The organism is Variovorax sp. ZS18.2.2 (genome assembly GCF_024701975.1).
GTDB lineage: Bacteria > Pseudomonadota > Gammaproteobacteria > Burkholderiales > Burkholderiaceae_C > Variovorax.
The window spans coordinates 71,166-85,047 of record NZ_JANLNM010000005.1 but is presented as its reverse complement, the minus strand read 5'-3'; the positions used below and the strand labels follow the sequence as shown (position 1 = coordinate 85,047).

The window sequence follows — 13,882 nt, the reverse complement described above, 5'->3', positions numbered from 1 at the left end:
CTATCGTGAACTCTCCCATTTCCAATCTCGACGCCTCTCCTCGGGGCGCATTCGCCAGCCTGGCCCCCCCGGTGTGGCGTGCCTCCACCGTCGTCTTCGATTCGCTCGACGATTTCGTGAATCGCCGCACCCGTCTGCCGGATGGTTTCAGCTATGGCACGACTGGCACGCCGACGCAGCGCGCCTTGGAGACACGCATCGCCGAACTGGATGGCGCCGCACATTGCGTCGTCTTTCCCTCCGGGCAGGCGGCGATCTGCAGTGCGCTCCTGGCGTTGCTCAAGAAGGGTGATCACCTGCTGATGACCGACGCCGCCTACGGCCTGGCCAAGTCCTTCGCCGTCGAGCGGCTGCAGGCGCTCGGCATCGAGGTCGAGTTCTATCCGCCGCGGATCGGCGCGGGCATCGGCTCCCTGGTGCGCCCCAACACGCGCCTCATCTGGCTGGAGTCTCCCGGCACGGTGACGATGGAAGTGGAAGACGTGCCGGCCATCACCGCCGTGGCGCGTGAGCGCGGCGTGCTCACGGCCATCGACAACACCTGGGCCAGTCCGTTGGGATTCGCGGCCTTGGCACATGGCGTCGACCTGTGCATTCACGCCTGCACCAAGTACATGGGGGGTCATTCGGACGTGTTGATGGGCAGCATCGCGACCAATGACGAAGGCCTGTACAAGTCCTTGCGCGGCCTGCAGTCGCAGATGGGACTGGCCGTGAGCCCGGAGGACTGCTTCCTGGTTGCACGAGGCCTCGACACGATGCAGGTGCGCATGGAGCGCCAGGCCACCAGCGCACAGTTGATCGCCGAGCGACTCGCTACGCACCCTCTGGTGCGCCGGATGCTCTTTCCGGCGCTGCCCGGCGCGCCGGACCATGTGCTCTGGGCGCGTGACTTCAAGCAGTCCGGCTGCGTGATGTCGATGCAGCTTGTGGATGGACCCTACGACGCCTACCGGGCACTGTTCGGGCACCTGAAGCTGTTCTCGATCGGCGCGAGCTGGGGCGGCGTGCGCAGCATCGCGGCCTTCTATCCGGCGGAAGAGCTGGCCAAACGAAACTTCTGTGATGTTCAAGGCCCGGTCATCCGCCTGTCGATCGGCCTGGATGATCCCCAAGCGCTGCTTGATGAACTGCATGGCGCCTTGAGCGCCTGCGAAACGAGTTTCAACCTTTGATTCACGATACCTGGAGCACGCGATGACCCTCAAGCCGACCATTCACACTGCGCTGATCCGCCCCTTCCTCGCTGTTGTCGGCCTCGCGCTGTGCGCCAGTGTCGCCGCGCAAACCGCGCAGCCGCTGGATGGCACGCTCAAGAAGATCAAGGACACCGGGACGATCACGGTGGCCACGCGTGGCGCTTCCATCCCGTTCAACTACCTGGACGACAACAACAAGCAGGCGGGCTTTGCCTGGGAGATTGCGCAACGCGTGGTCGACCAGGTCAAGAAGGAGCTCAAGCTTGCGAAGTTGGAGGTCAAGACCCTGGAAGTCACGCCGCAGACGCGCATTCCGCTGGTGGCCAACCAGACCGTCGACCTGGAGTGCAGCTCGACGACGAACAACGCGGAGCGCCAGAACCAGGTGTCGTTCTCGACGACGTTCTTCGTCGTTGGCGCGCGGCTTCTGGTGCGCAAGAACTCCGGCATCAAGCACTGGTCCGACCTGGTCGGCAAGAACGTCGTGGTCAGTGCAGGCACCACCGCGGAGCGCATGCTGCGGCAGCTCAACGAGAAGAACAAGTGGGGCATCAACATCATCCTGGCCAAGGACATCAACGAGAACTTCTTGACCGTGGAGACGGGACGCGCCGTAGCGGCAACGCAGGACGACATCATTCTCTTCAGCAACATCGCCCGCGCCAGGAACCCCGCAGACTGGGAGGTAGTCGGTGTGCCGCAGCAGAAGGAAGCCTACGGCTGCATGCTGCGAAAGGGGGACGTGGCTTTCAAGAAGCTGGTCGACGGCGTGATCACCGGGATGATGCGCTCCGGCGAGTTTGCCTCGCTGTACGAGAAGTACTTCCTCAAGCCCATTGCCGTAAAGGGCAGCGTGACGGTCAACTTCCCAATGTCGCCCGACATGCAAGAGCTCCTGCGTCATCCGAACGACCAGCCGCTGTAAGGCGACGACGTCACACGTTCGACGACCTTCTCACGAACCGTCTAAATAGTTTTCGCGATGCACTACAGCTGGGACTGGCTGATCTTCTTCAAACCCTCGGTCACGGGTGAGGGCCTGTACGGCTTGATGCTGCTGCGCGGATTGCTGTGGACAGTGGCGCTGTCCTTGCTGGCCTGGACGCTGGCGCTGGGCCTCGGCCTGATCGCCGGCGTTGCACGGACCCTGCCCCATCGGGCCGCGCGCTACCTGTCCACGGTGTACATCCACTGTTTTCGCAATACGCCGTTGCTCGTGCAACTGTTTCTCTGGTACTTCGTCGTGCCGGAACTGCTACCCCTCGAATGGGGCAATGCGCTCAAGCAGATGAACCCGACCACGAACCAGTTCTTGACCGTGCTGGTGGGCCTCACCCTCTACACGGCTGCGAAGGCGGCCGAGCAGGTGCGTGCGGGCATCGAGTCGGTGCCGCGCAGCCAGAAGCAGGCAGCCATGGCGCTCGGCCTGGGGACCGCAGCGGCCTACCGGCATGTGATCCTGCCGCAGGCCCTTCGCATCGTCATCCCACCGCTGACCTCGGACTTCCTGAACGTGTTCAAGAACTCGGCCGTCGCGCTCACGATCGGACTCATGGAGCTGACCGGGCAGACGCGCCAGCTCAGTGAATTCAGTGCCCATCCGTTCGAGGCCTTCATTGCGGCGACGCTCATCTACATGGTGATCACTTACGGCGTGATCGTGCTGATGCGCCATATCGAACGCCGGGCACGGGTGCCCGGATTGCTGGGAACCGCGTGATGGGCTACGACTTCGACTGGGTATCCCTGCAGCGCGCCTGGCCCTACCTGCTGCAGGGCCTGCAGATGACTGCCTTCCTTGTAGTGGCCGCCATGGCGGCCGGTATCGGTCTTGGAACCCTGCTGGCGATCACCCGAATCTTCGCGCCACGGCCGGTGGCGGCCCTCGTGGCGGGGTATGTGAACCTGTTCCGCTCGATCCCGCTGATCCTCACGATCCTGTGGATCTATTTCCTGATGCCGGTGGTGCTGCGCAGCGTGACCGGGGACCCCAACCTCAGCGTCGGTCCGATCTATGCCGCACTCGTGGCGTTCGTGCTCGCGGAGTCCGCCTACTACTGCGAGATCATCCGCGCTGGCATCGGCAGCGTGCGCGCAGGCCAGATGCAGGCGGCGCAATCCTTGGGGATGTCGCCGTGGCAGGCCATGCGGCATGTGATCCTGCCGCAGGCGTTTCGCAACATGACGCCCTCGCTCATCAACCAGACCATCGCCCTGCTCAAGGACACGTCGCTGGTCTACGTGATCAGCCTGAACGACTTCCTCGGGGCAGCCAGCAAGGTGGGACAACGTGACGGGCGCGTGGTCGAGGTCTACATCCTGGTCGCCGTCGTCTACCTGGTGCTGTGCACAGCAGGCGCCTGGTGGGTCACCTGGCTGCAGCGGCGCAAGGCCGCAGCGGCGATCTGAATGAACGCAATGATCGAAATCAACGACGTCTCCAAGTGGTATGGCCAGTTCGCGGTGCTCACGGATTGCAGCACCCATGTTCGCGAGGGCGAAGTGGTCGTGGTCTGCGGCCCCTCCGGCTCCGGCAAATCCACGCTCATCAAGACGGTCAACGCACTGGAGCCCGTTCAACGCGGCAGCATCACGGTCAATGGCATCCAGGTCTGCGATCCCAAGACCGATCTACCGAAGCTGCGCTCTCGGGTCGGCATGGTGTTCCAGCACTTCGAGCTCTTTCCCCATCTGAGCGTGACAGAGAACCTCGTGCTGGCGCAAGTTCAGGTGCTCAAGCGCTCGCGTGCAGAAGCGGTCGCGCGTGGACTGCGCATGCTCGATCGCGTGGGCTTGTCGATCCACAAGGACAAGTTCCCAGGCCAGCTCTCCGGTGGCCAGCAACAGCGCGTCGCCATAGCGCGGGCGCTGTCGATGGACCCGATCGTCATGCTGTTCGACGAGCCGACCTCGGCGCTCGACCCAGAGATGGTGGGCGAGGTGCTCGATGTCATGGTGAAGCTCGCGCGCGAAGGCATGACGATGATGGTGGTGACCCACGAGATGGGGTTTGCCCGGCAGGTCAGCGACCGGGTGATCTTCATGGACCAAGGGCGCATCGTTGAGGACTGCTCGTGCGAAGAGTTCTTCGGGCGTCCCGAGAGCCGGGCACCGCGCGCGCAAGACTTCCTCTCCAAGATCCTCGCGCACTGAGAGTCGAAGAACCATCGAGAACCCTTTCCAGACGTGCCCAACCACCCCCCAAAAGGATTCACATGAAATCGATCAAGACATTGGTGCTCGCCAGCACCCTGGCGTTTTCGGGCCTGGCCCTTGCACACGGCGATGAGGACCACAGCGCGCCGAGCGGACCGACACGCAAGGAACAAAAGAGTTGGGGCATCGCAGGCGACGCGAGCGCGGCCAAGCGAACGCTGGAATTCAAGATGAGTGACGGCATGCGCTTCACACCTGATCGCATCCAGGTCAAGCAGGGCGAGACCGTCCGGTTGTCCATTCGCAATGAAGGACAGGTCATGCACGAGTTCGTGATCGGCACGAAGAAGGAGCTCGACGAACATGCCGCGCTCATGATGAAGTTCCCGGGCATGGAGCATTCCGAGCCCTATATGGCGCATGTCGCTCCTGGCAAGACCGGCGAGATCGTCTGGACCTTCAACCGGGCGGGCGAATTTGATTTCGCCTGTCTCATCGCGGGACACTACCAAGCCGGCATGGTCGGCAAGGTCAAGGTCGCGGCCGCCACAGGATCTTGAGGGCGACGCGGGTGGACATGCCGTCGCGAGAGGCCGTCACTACCGCGGATAGCTGGGTCTGAGAGTGGGAAAGTTTTCAACGATCCACGCCGTGACCTTGGTTCTTCCTTGAACATTCGACGGCAACTTTTCATGCACGATCCATTCGATGATGAGCCGTGTTGCCTTGGACAGATCGGCCTTCTCCGGTCCGACAAACGAGTTGAGGTAGTCAAGGACTTCGTAACCTTCCTTGCGGCTCAACCGATCCGAATCTGCCTTGACCTTGGTCGGATCGTCTCCGGGAACGGCCGTCCAGCTGTAGTCCGTGTAGTGCAAGTCGGCTTTTGCAAGTTGGGGCATGTTGTTCCTTGAGGGTTGGTATCGCAGGGGTGAGGATGCACGTCGGGCTGCAGAGTGCGTGCGCGAGTGCTGCATGAGGAAAAAGAAGGCGACCGGATCAGTACCGCTGTCTCATATGGCCGACGATGTGAACACCAGGTGGTGACTCGCGGCATCGCGCCGCCAACTGGTCGGGTTGCCATTGCCGAGCACGCCGACGGACGCTTTGTCGTAGCAATCGTCGCCGAAGCTGAACGCGGCACCTGAATACACGGGATCGCCTTTGAGCAGGATGCAAAGGTTCTTGTATTGATCCTGCTTCCCCTTCTTGAAGCCGCCAGCCTTGAACAAGCGCCAGAAGCCGTCGCTGGCATAGCGGATGGCCACTGACGGATTCATCATGGTGGGGTCGATGTCTGGCGCAGGGGCCGGGTTGCTCACGGTGTAGTCGCTGAACAGCACCTTTGCGTATGCAGGTTTGGCAACCACCGCCTTCCAAGCTTTCCATTCAACGCGCTCGATGTCGTGGAGACCTTGCTTGCGGCCCACGAGGTTCAGCGGGAATGAGCCACCGGCGAGCGTGGTGCTGCTGCACCCGGCGGCAAGCGCCTCGTCAAGATAAGGCTGTACGGCCGCGATGCACGCCGCGGGGGCGACACCCACGATCGAGAACTGATCGACGAGCAGATGAAGTCTCGACTTGGCGATACCCGCGCCGACCACGACTTTGACAAAATCCTTAACCTGGTCGGAGGTCACGCCGTGTGTCTGGATCCGGAGCACGAAGACCTCGAAGGCCTTGGTGAGATCCGGTAGGTCTGCCGGACGCGCAACCATCGCCTCCGTGATGACCGGGATGATCTGACGACCGGTCAGCGCCGACAGCCGCTTGCAGATCGAGGTGAGCACCTGGGTCTGTTTTGCGTAGGTGGGCATGAAGTACCGAATGTCGATCGCGATTGGCGTGCCCTCCGGAATCGATTTGGCCATTTGCCCTCCAATCTTGGTGATGTAAGGCACCAGCGTTTCGGAGAGGGTCCCCTTCTTGGGGTCGATGGGAAGAATTTCGATCAACGGGACCATCCCATCCCATTGAGCGCCCGTGAGCTTGCTCAAGGCGATTCGTTCCCCCTGCTTCCATTTCAGGATGGGCAGGTATTTCCATATCGCAGGCATTGGTCCCTCCAGACTCTTTGTGCCTAGAGGGTACGTCACGGTTGCTTACACTGGATTACGGGATTTCCCCGGATACATCAATGCCGCAGTTTCCACGCGCGGACGGGCACAGTGTTTTGCCAGCCTTGGCGCACGCGCTATGGCTTATGCCAAGCAGTTCAGAGCGAAGGCGACGGCATCCGAAGTGCCAGCTGATGCGAGCGAAGTCGACGGCAAGAAACCCGACTGTCGTTTGCGGAGCAAACTGGTGACGGCTTCGCGCAACGTGCGCATGCTCAGTTCCCGCGCGAGCATTTCTTGCAATTCGAACTTCGTGGCCCGCTTGGGAGGCAGCTCGCCCCTGTGCGACGCCAGCGTTTCGATGCATTCGGCGCGCCACAACAGCATGGCCATACTCAGGCGGTCCTGCACCGGATTGGCCTTCGGCTTGCGCAGCACGCGCAGCGCGAGCGTGCCATCCGTACGGCGCAGGGCTGACCAGACTCCCCACCACGCGGGCATCAAGGCCAGACTGGCCTCGGAATAGACCGGCCCCGTGACCAGGGTCACTCGGTCGAAGACGCGGTTGTAGGCATGAATCTGGTTGTGCAGACGCGAGAACGAGTCGAGATCGCTCTTCAGCTCGAAAGCGCTGAGCTGTGTATCCACCAGCGCCAAGTCCACTCGCGCCTCCCCACCTTCGATCCCGAGCTCTTCGAAGAGCCTCCCACCCGACTTGGCGGCGTCTGCGAGCAGTCGCGAGCGCACCGCTTGGCGCAACTCGCTTTCGGTGATGGACGGAGTGCTCATTTTATGCATTATATAATGCAGTTATGCCAAGAACAGCAAAACCCACCACCTTGGAAGCTGTCCGGGCCCGAGAAGCGCTACGGCTGTACCTGAAGCGACAGAGTATCTCTGTGAATGCACTTGCTCAGGCTGCTGGTGTAGGCCAACCCACAGTGAGCCGATTTTTGAGTGGACGGACCAAGTCCGTGACGGCAGCCATACGGCCGCTGTTGGATTATGCAAATATTGATTTTGAAAATGGCATAACAGAGATAGACAGCGTGCTCGATAATCCCCGTGTGCGAGGGGCGCTTGAGCGTGTCTGGGACGGACGGCCGGAGACGGCCGACTTGCTCGCCCGATTGATCGAGGCGTTAGGGCCCGTCCTGAAAAGTGCACCATTGACGGCAACCAGGAACATGCAGTGACCCATCCGGATGCCAAGACCATCTACCAAGCCGTGTCGGCGATCGGCCTGACGCGCGCGCAAGTGCGTCGGCTTCTGCCTGACTGGTGGGATCCCGCACTGGAGAAGGAACGCGGCGGTGCGGCGGAGTTGGCGATGCACGTGAGCAGGCGGCTGAGCGTCGAGCTTCAGCCGCTGCTGTCGGGGCAGATCGTTCCCAAAGGTGCCATGGCCAGCGTTGCCTACAAGCACTCGGTCAACATTGAGGCGTCTTCACTCTCGGCCGCAAGCTTCATTGCGTCATCTCTTGCGCAGGCAGTGCTGGCCGCCTTGCCGATCCCGTACGTTCCGCTGCCTCCAAATCCAGGTGAGTTGCGCGCACTGGCCATGCGCGATCGCGCCGGTCAGTTCGGTTTCAGTGCCCTTCTGGACCTGTGCTGGGCCCACGGAATCCCGGTCATTCCCTTGCCACACCTGCCTGTGGGCGTGCGCAAGATGGATGGGGCCGCGCTGCAGTTGGGCGGACGTCCGGCCATCGTGATCGCCAAGAAGAAGTCGTCTAGGGCTTGGCTGAGCTTTATCTTGGCGCATGAGATCGGACACATCGCGCTGGGGCATCTGCGTCCAGGATCTTCCATCATCGATGTCTCGCTTCAGGAGACGAGCACGTACGCAACCGAGCTGTCGACAGACGGCCAGGAAGCAGAGGCGGACAACTTCGCACTCCAGACGCTGGGCGGCGACGAGGTGACGGCGCATGTGACCAAATGGCCCGTTCTGGCCGCGCCTGTGGACATCGCGGTACTCGCCCGCGGTGCTGCCAGCGCTGTGGGGATTGAAGCGGGACACTTCGTTCTGAGATATGCCTTTCTCACAAAGCGTTGGCCCACTGCGCTGACGGCGTTGAACTTCCTCAGTGAAGACCTGGATCCAGAGGGGGCGCTGCTGCAGCAGTTGCGCTCGCACCTGGATCTCAGCCGCGTCGCCGACGACCTGCAAGACCTCGTGTCGCAGATCACCGGCTGGGATGGAGCGAACTGAGGCGTGCGTCTGCTGATTGACGTCGACGCGCTGTGCAAGCTGGCGCACTGGGGGCTTCTCGAGGAGATCCCGTCGTTGATGGGTATCCCGCTGCAAGAGTGCACGACGCTCGCCTCGTCGAAATACCGGGCCATCAAGGCAAAGAGCAAGCTCGACGGGCGGGTGTTCCACGCGGTCGAGGCGGCCGACCGCGTGCTCGAAGCCATCGCCTTGATGCAGGCGCCGATCGAGCCTGCGAGTCAAAGCCTAGGGGATTTCGAAAACGTGTTGGGCATCGACGCTGGCGAGGCGGTGCTGCTCGCATCGCTCGTGGCAGCGCCGGATACACGGCTGCTGACGGGAGACAAGCGGGCGCTGCGGGCACTCGCAGCGCTACCGCCTGAAGCACGTGAACCGTTTCATGGCCGAGTGATCTGCGTGGAACGAATCATCGAGGCAGGACTGAACCAGTGGGGATTGGACGTGCTTCGATCCAAGGTGTGTCCTTGGAAGAAGATCGACGTTGCCGTGAACATCATCATGGGGAGCCGCTGCGACGCAGGGGAGGCTTCGGTCCGGGAGGCACTCGCCTCTTACATCGGCGAGCTGACTTCGCTGTGCGATCCCTCGTTGATCTGCGAGATGCTCTGACTACCGCGTGGTCAGGCGCTCTGCAATTTCGCGAGCGCCGAGATCTCGCACTGCCGCAAGATTTTCGAGTTGTGCCGCCCGCGGACGTGCCTTGCCTTGTTCCCAGTGATAGATCGTCTGCCCGGAAACGCCGATCAGTTGTCCATAGCTTGCCGCGGAGAGCCCGAGCTTTGCGCGGTGTGCGGTCAACCTGCTTGCGCTGAATCGGCGCTTCGTGCCTGCTGCCGCGTCATTGTCCGAATCAACTGCGGTGCTGGGGCGCTTCGCACCCTTCGCAACACGACGCAGTTCCTTCTCGAGTGAATTCACTTGGCGACGTAGCTCTGCAATCGATGAGCGATGGGCGACGGATGCCTTCTTGAGGGTTTCTATCTCAGCGCGCACTTCTTTGCGAGCAACGCGGGAGATTTCGGCTTTGAGGATCGAGGCGATGTTTGGCATGGACGCATTGTGCCGCGCTGAACAAAGCGGTCATTCACGTCGATGCGCTGGCCGCACATTTCAAACGGATCTGCGACGTTCGGTCTCAAGGCGTGTGAGGAGTTATATGAGCTGCTTAAGTGGCGGAAGGATTCACGTCGATGACCAGGCCCGGATCGAATGCCTTATTTTCGATCCTGCCGCTCCAGTTCACATAACCGCGCGGATTGCACACGAATCGGCAAGCGCGGACTCGGTAGTCGAACTGCTGATGCGTGTGACCGTGGACCCAGAGCACGGGCATATCAAAGAATGCATCCGGAAGCTCGGTGACGAAGGCACCTGAGGCCCAGTCATCGGCGTAGCGCTGCGCGAGTGAACCGCGATGGGGAGCATGGTGCGTCACAACCACCGTCGGTCCAGCGAACGGTTCCGAGAGTCTGTCGCGCAGCCAGGCACGCTGCGCCTGATGGATCCGAAGCGTGTCGGCCGCCTGGAGCTTTCTTCCCTGCTTGTCGCGCCAGGTATCTGGCTCTGCCGACTCGTCCGCTGTGCGGATCAGCGCGTAGTCGTTCAGCAGATTGGTCGCCATCTTCATGGCCCGCCCGACATCGCTGATCGGACCTTCAGGCGTCTCGATGGCGAGTTCGAAGTCGGTCCACAGTGTCGCGCCCAGAAAGCGCACACCGTCGATCACCAACTCGTCACCATCGAGCAGATGGACATTGCTGCCTTCGGCTTCGCGGCGCGCTTCGGCCAATGTCGTGTCCAAGCGTCCATCGAAGTACTCATGGTTGCCGAGCAGGTAGACCACGGGCTTGCCGCGAAAGCGATTCGCCGCCCATTGAACGGCGCGCTTGGCCGGCGAATGGATGTCGCCGGCGAGGATGACGACATCGAATTCGAGATCAGGCACCGGCTCGAAGGGTGCGAACTCGAGGTGAAGGTCGGAGAGGACCAGAACTTTCATTGGCATGCCCCTTCAAAGCGAGCACGAAGCTCGGCACTGGCCCTGTCGTCGAAGCCGGTGAACGAGCCGCACACCACCAGATGGTCCTTGCATTGATCGAACTGCCAATAGGCATCGTCGAGTGCGACCCAGGGCTCGTCGACCACATCGTGGATCTGGAGCCAGGCGAGGATTTCTCCTTCGCGATTCCTGTACGGCGGCTGAAGGCCAAAGCCCGAAGGAGGGATAACTCCAGCGATGCGAGTCCGGATGTCGCTGGAGAACGGCTTCAGCAGCGTCTTGTTGAGCAGGTGCTCACGCCAGGACGAACTGATCACGATCTTCACGAAAGGAAACTCGCGCAGCAGGGCCTCTAGGCGCGGCAGGAAGCAGAAGTCGACGCCGCCGTCGTAGATGCGGTCCTCCCCTTCGGGGTGGAGCACGCCGTCGAAGTCGAGGAACAGGATCACTTCGGACCTCCCAACCCACGCCAATTCAGCGGCCGCGTCAGGTGCGAGCCCATGCCAACGCCGAAGGCGCGGAACGGCGCCGCCGCGGTCCTCATACGACACCGCCGTGTTGAATGGCGTTGAGCATCGATCGCACCTTGTCAGAGCCGCCCTCGGCAGCGAACGCTGCCGGCGTTCGGCCATCGAGCAATTCGTGTGGTTTATCCAGCCAGGCCTGGGCCGACACGCCGAACACCTGGGCTGCAAGAGCCTGCAATTCTTGTGAAAGGCGGGCCGTCTCCGGCCGCACCAAGGTCATGATCTCAATAATCAATCCAGGGTCGAAGCTCTTGTTCTCGAACTCCCTCCGCCGGTTCAAGTGGTAGCCGCGCGGATTGCACACCACGCGGCACTTACCAACTTGATAGTCGAAGCTCTCGTGGATATGGCCATGCACCCAGATCGCGGGCACATCGAAGAATGAGGACGGCAGTTCGCTCACAAAGGAACCGGACAACCAGTTGGTCTGGTAGTGCGGCGCGAGTGACCCTCGGTGTGGTGCGTGATGGGTCACCACCACCGTCGGTCCACCGAAGGGCTCAGCCAGCCTGTCCGCTAGCCAAGCGCGGTCACGTTGGTGTAGCGCTAACGTGTCTTTGGGCGTTAGCCGGCGCCTACTCGGCTTGACGTGCTGCGTGGTCTGATTGGCCGCCTCTGGTGTCTCAGCCCACCGGATCGATGAGTAGTCGTTGAGTTGGAGTTTGGCCACTTTCATGGCGCGCTCGATGTCAACGACGGGGCCGGGCTTGGCCTGGATGGGCAGTTCAAAATCGGTCCACAACGTGCACCCCAGAAACCGGACGCCGTCGATCGCGGTTTCGCCGGGAGCCAGAAGGTGAATGTTGCACGCGTTCGCGGTCAGCGCCATTTCCTTCTGCGTGGTTTGCAGCACTCCCCCGAAAAATTCGTGGTTTCCCGGCACGAAGACGATCGGAACAGTCTCCCCGAAGTTGTCTAGTCGTCGAGCCCAACGCATGGCCTTGGAAGCAGGCACGGAGATGTCGCCGGCAAGGATGACGACGTCATAGTCGACCTTCGGGACGTTGAAAGTGCCGAACTCGAGGTGCAGATCGGAATAGACAAGCAGCTTCATGATGGATCCCTGACAAGAACAAAGGCGAAGGAGTCGCCCGGGTCGTCATCTCGCGGCGGCGACTTCCCTGCGGACGGCATGACCGTCGGCAAGGCTTCGTTTAGATCGGCGTCCTCGATGTGCCAGCGTCCGGCCAGGGCGGCGGCGCCGAGGACGCGTTCAACCGTCATGCGGATCTGGCGCGGCGTGAGCCAGGCCAGCCGGCAGACCTGCAGGTTCGTCAGCGGCCGGAAGCGTGATCGGATGCCTTTGGCGGGAACCATGCGCTTCAACGTCGCTGCGTAGATACTTTGGGCCAGAACCAAACGGCCGTCGATGTCTGGTGGCACGATGGTGAATTCGACAAAACGCGAACGAACCGGCGCGGGAATGCGTCGTGGGTCGTTCGCCGTGGCGATGTACCAGACATAGGAGGCATCGAACTCGAACTGGACGCTCAGATCCTTGATCCGTGATGCAGTGACGGGCTCGAGCAACGTGAGCAACGAATCGATTGGCTGGTAACCGCTCCCGCCCCTCTTTCCCTTGTCGAGTTCGTCAAGCAGGATGATCGGATTGGCGTGTTCACCCAGGACGATCAGTTCGAACAGGGCGCCGACGGACGTGTTGGCCCAGTGCCGGTCAGAGCCACGCAGGCCCGAACTCGTCTCGGCGTTGTCAAAGGCCTCGCGTTGGACCACCGTGCCAAGGCTTTCGGACAGGCGCAGGGCAAAGTGCGACTTCCCGACACCAGGGTCACCGAGCAGCAGGATGGGTGGAGGATGCAACGGTGCACCGGCGAGTTCGGCCAGTGCCAGGCGCTGGGCGATGAACTGGGCCACAGGCGCAAAGTTGGGCATCTCCTGAGCGAGTGCAGTCAGTTCGTCGCGCCAGCCGTGAGGCGATTTGATGCGGCGCCAGGAACCTCTTTCCATCGCTTTAGCCAGGAGCGCCCGATCGCGCTTGACGAGCTGTCTGTCGGGCGAACTCGGCGTGGACTCCAGGTTCCTGAAATGCGCAAGTGCAGCCTTCCAGTCGAAGACGGGGACGGTGTGCTTGCGCTTCGGCGGCTGTTTGGTCAGCACCATGGCGTCGGGTTCGGTGGACTTGCTTACATTCCGAACGATAGACGGCGGAGTCGGCGCCTTGGCGCTAGCTGTCGTGGACTCGAGAGCGCGCTGGGCCTGGAGATCGCGGATACGTTGCTCCCGCTCTTGTCCCTCCCGGATTCGGCGCTCCAATTCCTCCCGCTCGATGGCGTGCAGGACGGCTTCTGGCACCGCCAGCTTGAAGTTGCGCGGATCGGCAGCGGACTGATGATGCTGCCGGGTATAGAGGCGATAGCCGGCAGGCAGAGAGGCCGGCGGCGGATTAGCGGGATGCTCTTCGTGGGGCGTTGCACTGGACATGATGGGCTCCAAACTGGTGGTGGAGCCTGCGGCGTTGCGCCGCGATTCAGTGCAGGCGCTTCAGAGGCCGAGAGGCTCTAGGATCACGAGGTTTGTCGGGGTGAGCGAACGCGAGTGGCGGGCTATTCGCGTGGAGCGGCCGACCGCCGATATGCATACGGCTATTCCACCGCGCGATGAGCAGGTGCAGCAAATCGCAAGGCGATTTCGGGCGGGGTTGCGATGGCTAAACATGATGAAGTCCTGAAAGATGCCATCACAGTACT

General features: G+C 61.8%; 16 protein-coding genes. 8 read left to right on the top strand and 8 right to left on the bottom strand.

Annotation, left to right across the window (positions count from 1 at the left end):
- Positions 1-5 precede the first annotated feature (5 nt).
- The 6 genes from metC (at position 6) to NU688_RS19710 (ending at position 4,915) form a co-directional block, all read left to right on the top strand.
- Positions 6-1,175: a cystathionine beta-lyase gene (gene metC, locus NU688_RS19735; protein WP_257862498.1), complete on the top strand. Its 1,170-nt coding sequence runs from the start codon at positions 6-8 to the stop codon at positions 1,173-1,175.
- Positions 1,176-1,197: 22 nt separating this feature from the next.
- Positions 1,198-2,124 carry a transporter substrate-binding domain-containing protein gene (locus tag NU688_RS19730; protein ID WP_257862497.1) on the top strand — a complete coding sequence of 309 codons (927 nt, stop codon included), beginning with the start codon at positions 1,198-1,200 and terminating at the stop codon, positions 2,122-2,124.
- A 57-nt stretch (positions 2,125-2,181) separates the two neighbouring features.
- Positions 2,182-2,919, top strand: a complete 738-nt coding sequence (locus tag NU688_RS19725) for an amino acid ABC transporter permease (protein ID WP_257862496.1) — start codon at positions 2,182-2,184, stop codon at positions 2,917-2,919.
- Positions 2,919-3,608, top strand: a complete 690-nt coding sequence (locus NU688_RS19720) for an amino acid ABC transporter permease (RefSeq protein WP_257862495.1) — start codon at positions 2,919-2,921, stop codon at positions 3,606-3,608. The genes NU688_RS19725 and NU688_RS19720 overlap by 1 nt, the downstream gene beginning before the upstream one ends.
- Positions 3,609-3,617: 9 nt before the next feature.
- Entirely contained in the window at positions 3,618-4,352 is a 735-nt protein-coding gene (locus NU688_RS19715; RefSeq protein WP_257862494.1) for an amino acid ABC transporter ATP-binding protein, read from the top strand.
- Positions 4,353-4,414: 62 nt separating this feature from the next.
- The gene (locus NU688_RS19710) at positions 4,415-4,915 is read left to right on the top strand and encodes a cupredoxin family protein (RefSeq protein WP_257862493.1); all 501 of its coding nucleotides are present in this window, start codon (positions 4,415-4,417) and stop codon (positions 4,913-4,915) included.
- Between the two features lie 39 nt (positions 4,916-4,954).
- On the opposite strand, the gene NU688_RS19705 is transcribed toward NU688_RS19710, so the two are convergent.
- From NU688_RS19705 to NU688_RS19695, 3 genes are all read right to left on the bottom strand, one after another.
- On the bottom strand, positions 4,955-5,257 hold the full coding sequence (locus tag NU688_RS19705) for a hypothetical protein (RefSeq protein ID WP_257862492.1): 303 nt from the start codon (positions 5,255-5,257) through the stop codon (positions 4,955-4,957).
- A gap of 111 nt (positions 5,258-5,368) precedes the next feature.
- Positions 5,369-6,412 carry a beta family protein gene (locus tag NU688_RS19700; protein ID WP_257862491.1) on the bottom strand — a complete coding sequence of 348 codons (1,044 nt, stop codon included), beginning with the start codon at positions 6,410-6,412 and terminating at the stop codon, positions 5,369-5,371.
- A gap of 144 nt (positions 6,413-6,556) precedes the next feature.
- Positions 6,557-7,201, bottom strand: a complete 645-nt coding sequence (locus tag NU688_RS19695) for a sce7726 family protein (RefSeq protein ID WP_257862490.1) — start codon at positions 7,199-7,201, stop codon at positions 6,557-6,559.
- 403 nt (positions 7,202-7,604) lie between these two features.
- Here NU688_RS19695 and NU688_RS19690 point away from each other — a divergent pair, with 403 nt between their 5' ends.
- The gene (locus tag NU688_RS19690) at positions 7,605-8,627 is read left to right on the top strand and encodes an ImmA/IrrE family metallo-endopeptidase (RefSeq protein WP_257862489.1); all 1,023 of its coding nucleotides are present in this window, start codon (positions 7,605-7,607) and stop codon (positions 8,625-8,627) included.
- 3 nt (positions 8,628-8,630) lie between these two features.
- The gene (locus tag NU688_RS19685; RefSeq protein WP_257862488.1) at positions 8,631-9,257 is read left to right on the top strand and encodes a hypothetical protein; all 627 of its coding nucleotides are present in this window, start codon (positions 8,631-8,633) and stop codon (positions 9,255-9,257) included.
- On the opposite strand, the gene NU688_RS19680 is transcribed toward NU688_RS19685, so the two are convergent.
- The 5 genes from NU688_RS19680 to NU688_RS19660 form a co-directional block, all read right to left on the bottom strand.
- Positions 9,258-9,698 (bottom strand): DNA-binding transcriptional regulator, encoded by a 441-nt coding sequence (locus NU688_RS19680; protein ID WP_257862487.1) that lies wholly within the window; start codon positions 9,696-9,698, stop codon positions 9,258-9,260.
- Positions 9,699-9,813: 115 nt separating this feature from the next.
- A complete protein-coding gene (locus tag NU688_RS19675; RefSeq protein WP_257862486.1) occupies positions 9,814-10,647 on the bottom strand; it encodes a metallophosphoesterase in 834 nt (277 codons plus the stop codon).
- Entirely contained in the window at positions 10,644-11,096 is a 453-nt protein-coding gene (locus tag NU688_RS19670) for an HAD domain-containing protein (protein WP_257862485.1), read from the bottom strand. The genes NU688_RS19675 and NU688_RS19670 overlap by 4 nt, the downstream gene beginning before the upstream one ends.
- Positions 11,097-11,187: 91 nt before the next feature.
- Positions 11,188-12,228 (bottom strand): metallophosphoesterase, encoded by a 1,041-nt coding sequence (locus tag NU688_RS19665; protein ID WP_257862484.1) that lies wholly within the window; start codon positions 12,226-12,228, stop codon positions 11,188-11,190.
- Positions 12,225-13,616 (bottom strand): AAA family ATPase, encoded by a 1,392-nt coding sequence (locus NU688_RS19660; protein WP_257862483.1) that lies wholly within the window; start codon positions 13,614-13,616, stop codon positions 12,225-12,227. Before NU688_RS19660 ends, NU688_RS19665 begins: the two co-directional genes overlap by 4 nt.
- Positions 13,617-13,882: the final 266 nt, after the last annotated feature.

Bases quoted from the DNA above. Each gene is read 5' to 3' on its own strand.
- NU688_RS19715 (WP_257862494.1), top strand. From the start codon at position 3,618: ATGATCGAAATCAACGACGTCTCCAAGTGGTATGGCCAGTTCGCGGTG.
- NU688_RS19705 (WP_257862492.1), bottom strand. From the start codon at position 5,257: ATGCCCCAACTTGCAAAAGCCGACTTGCACTACACGGACTACAGCTGG.
- NU688_RS19660 (WP_257862483.1), bottom strand. From the start codon at position 13,616: ATGTCCAGTGCAACGCCCCACGAAGAGCATCCCGCTAATCCGCCGCCG.
- NU688_RS19710 (WP_257862493.1), top strand. From the start codon at position 4,415: ATGAAATCGATCAAGACATTGGTGCTCGCCAGCACCCTGGCGTTTTCG.
- NU688_RS19680 (WP_257862487.1), bottom strand. From the start codon at position 9,698: ATGCCAAACATCGCCTCGATCCTCAAAGCCGAAATCTCCCGCGTTGCT.
- NU688_RS19725 (WP_257862496.1), top strand. From the start codon at position 2,182: ATGCACTACAGCTGGGACTGGCTGATCTTCTTCAAACCCTCGGTCACG.
- NU688_RS19720 (WP_257862495.1), top strand. From the start codon at position 2,919: ATGGGCTACGACTTCGACTGGGTATCCCTGCAGCGCGCCTGGCCCTAC.
- NU688_RS19675 (WP_257862486.1), bottom strand. From the start codon at position 10,647: ATGAAAGTTCTGGTCCTCTCCGACCTTCACCTCGAGTTCGCACCCTTC.
- NU688_RS19730 (WP_257862497.1), top strand. From the start codon at position 1,198: ATGACCCTCAAGCCGACCATTCACACTGCGCTGATCCGCCCCTTCCTC.
- NU688_RS19665 (WP_257862484.1), bottom strand. From the start codon at position 12,228: ATGAAGCTGCTTGTCTATTCCGATCTGCACCTCGAGTTCGGCACTTTC.
- NU688_RS19700 (WP_257862491.1), bottom strand. From the start codon at position 6,412: ATGCCTGCGATATGGAAATACCTGCCCATCCTGAAATGGAAGCAGGGG.
- NU688_RS19695 (WP_257862490.1), bottom strand. From the start codon at position 7,201: ATGAGCACTCCGTCCATCACCGAAAGCGAGTTGCGCCAAGCGGTGCGC.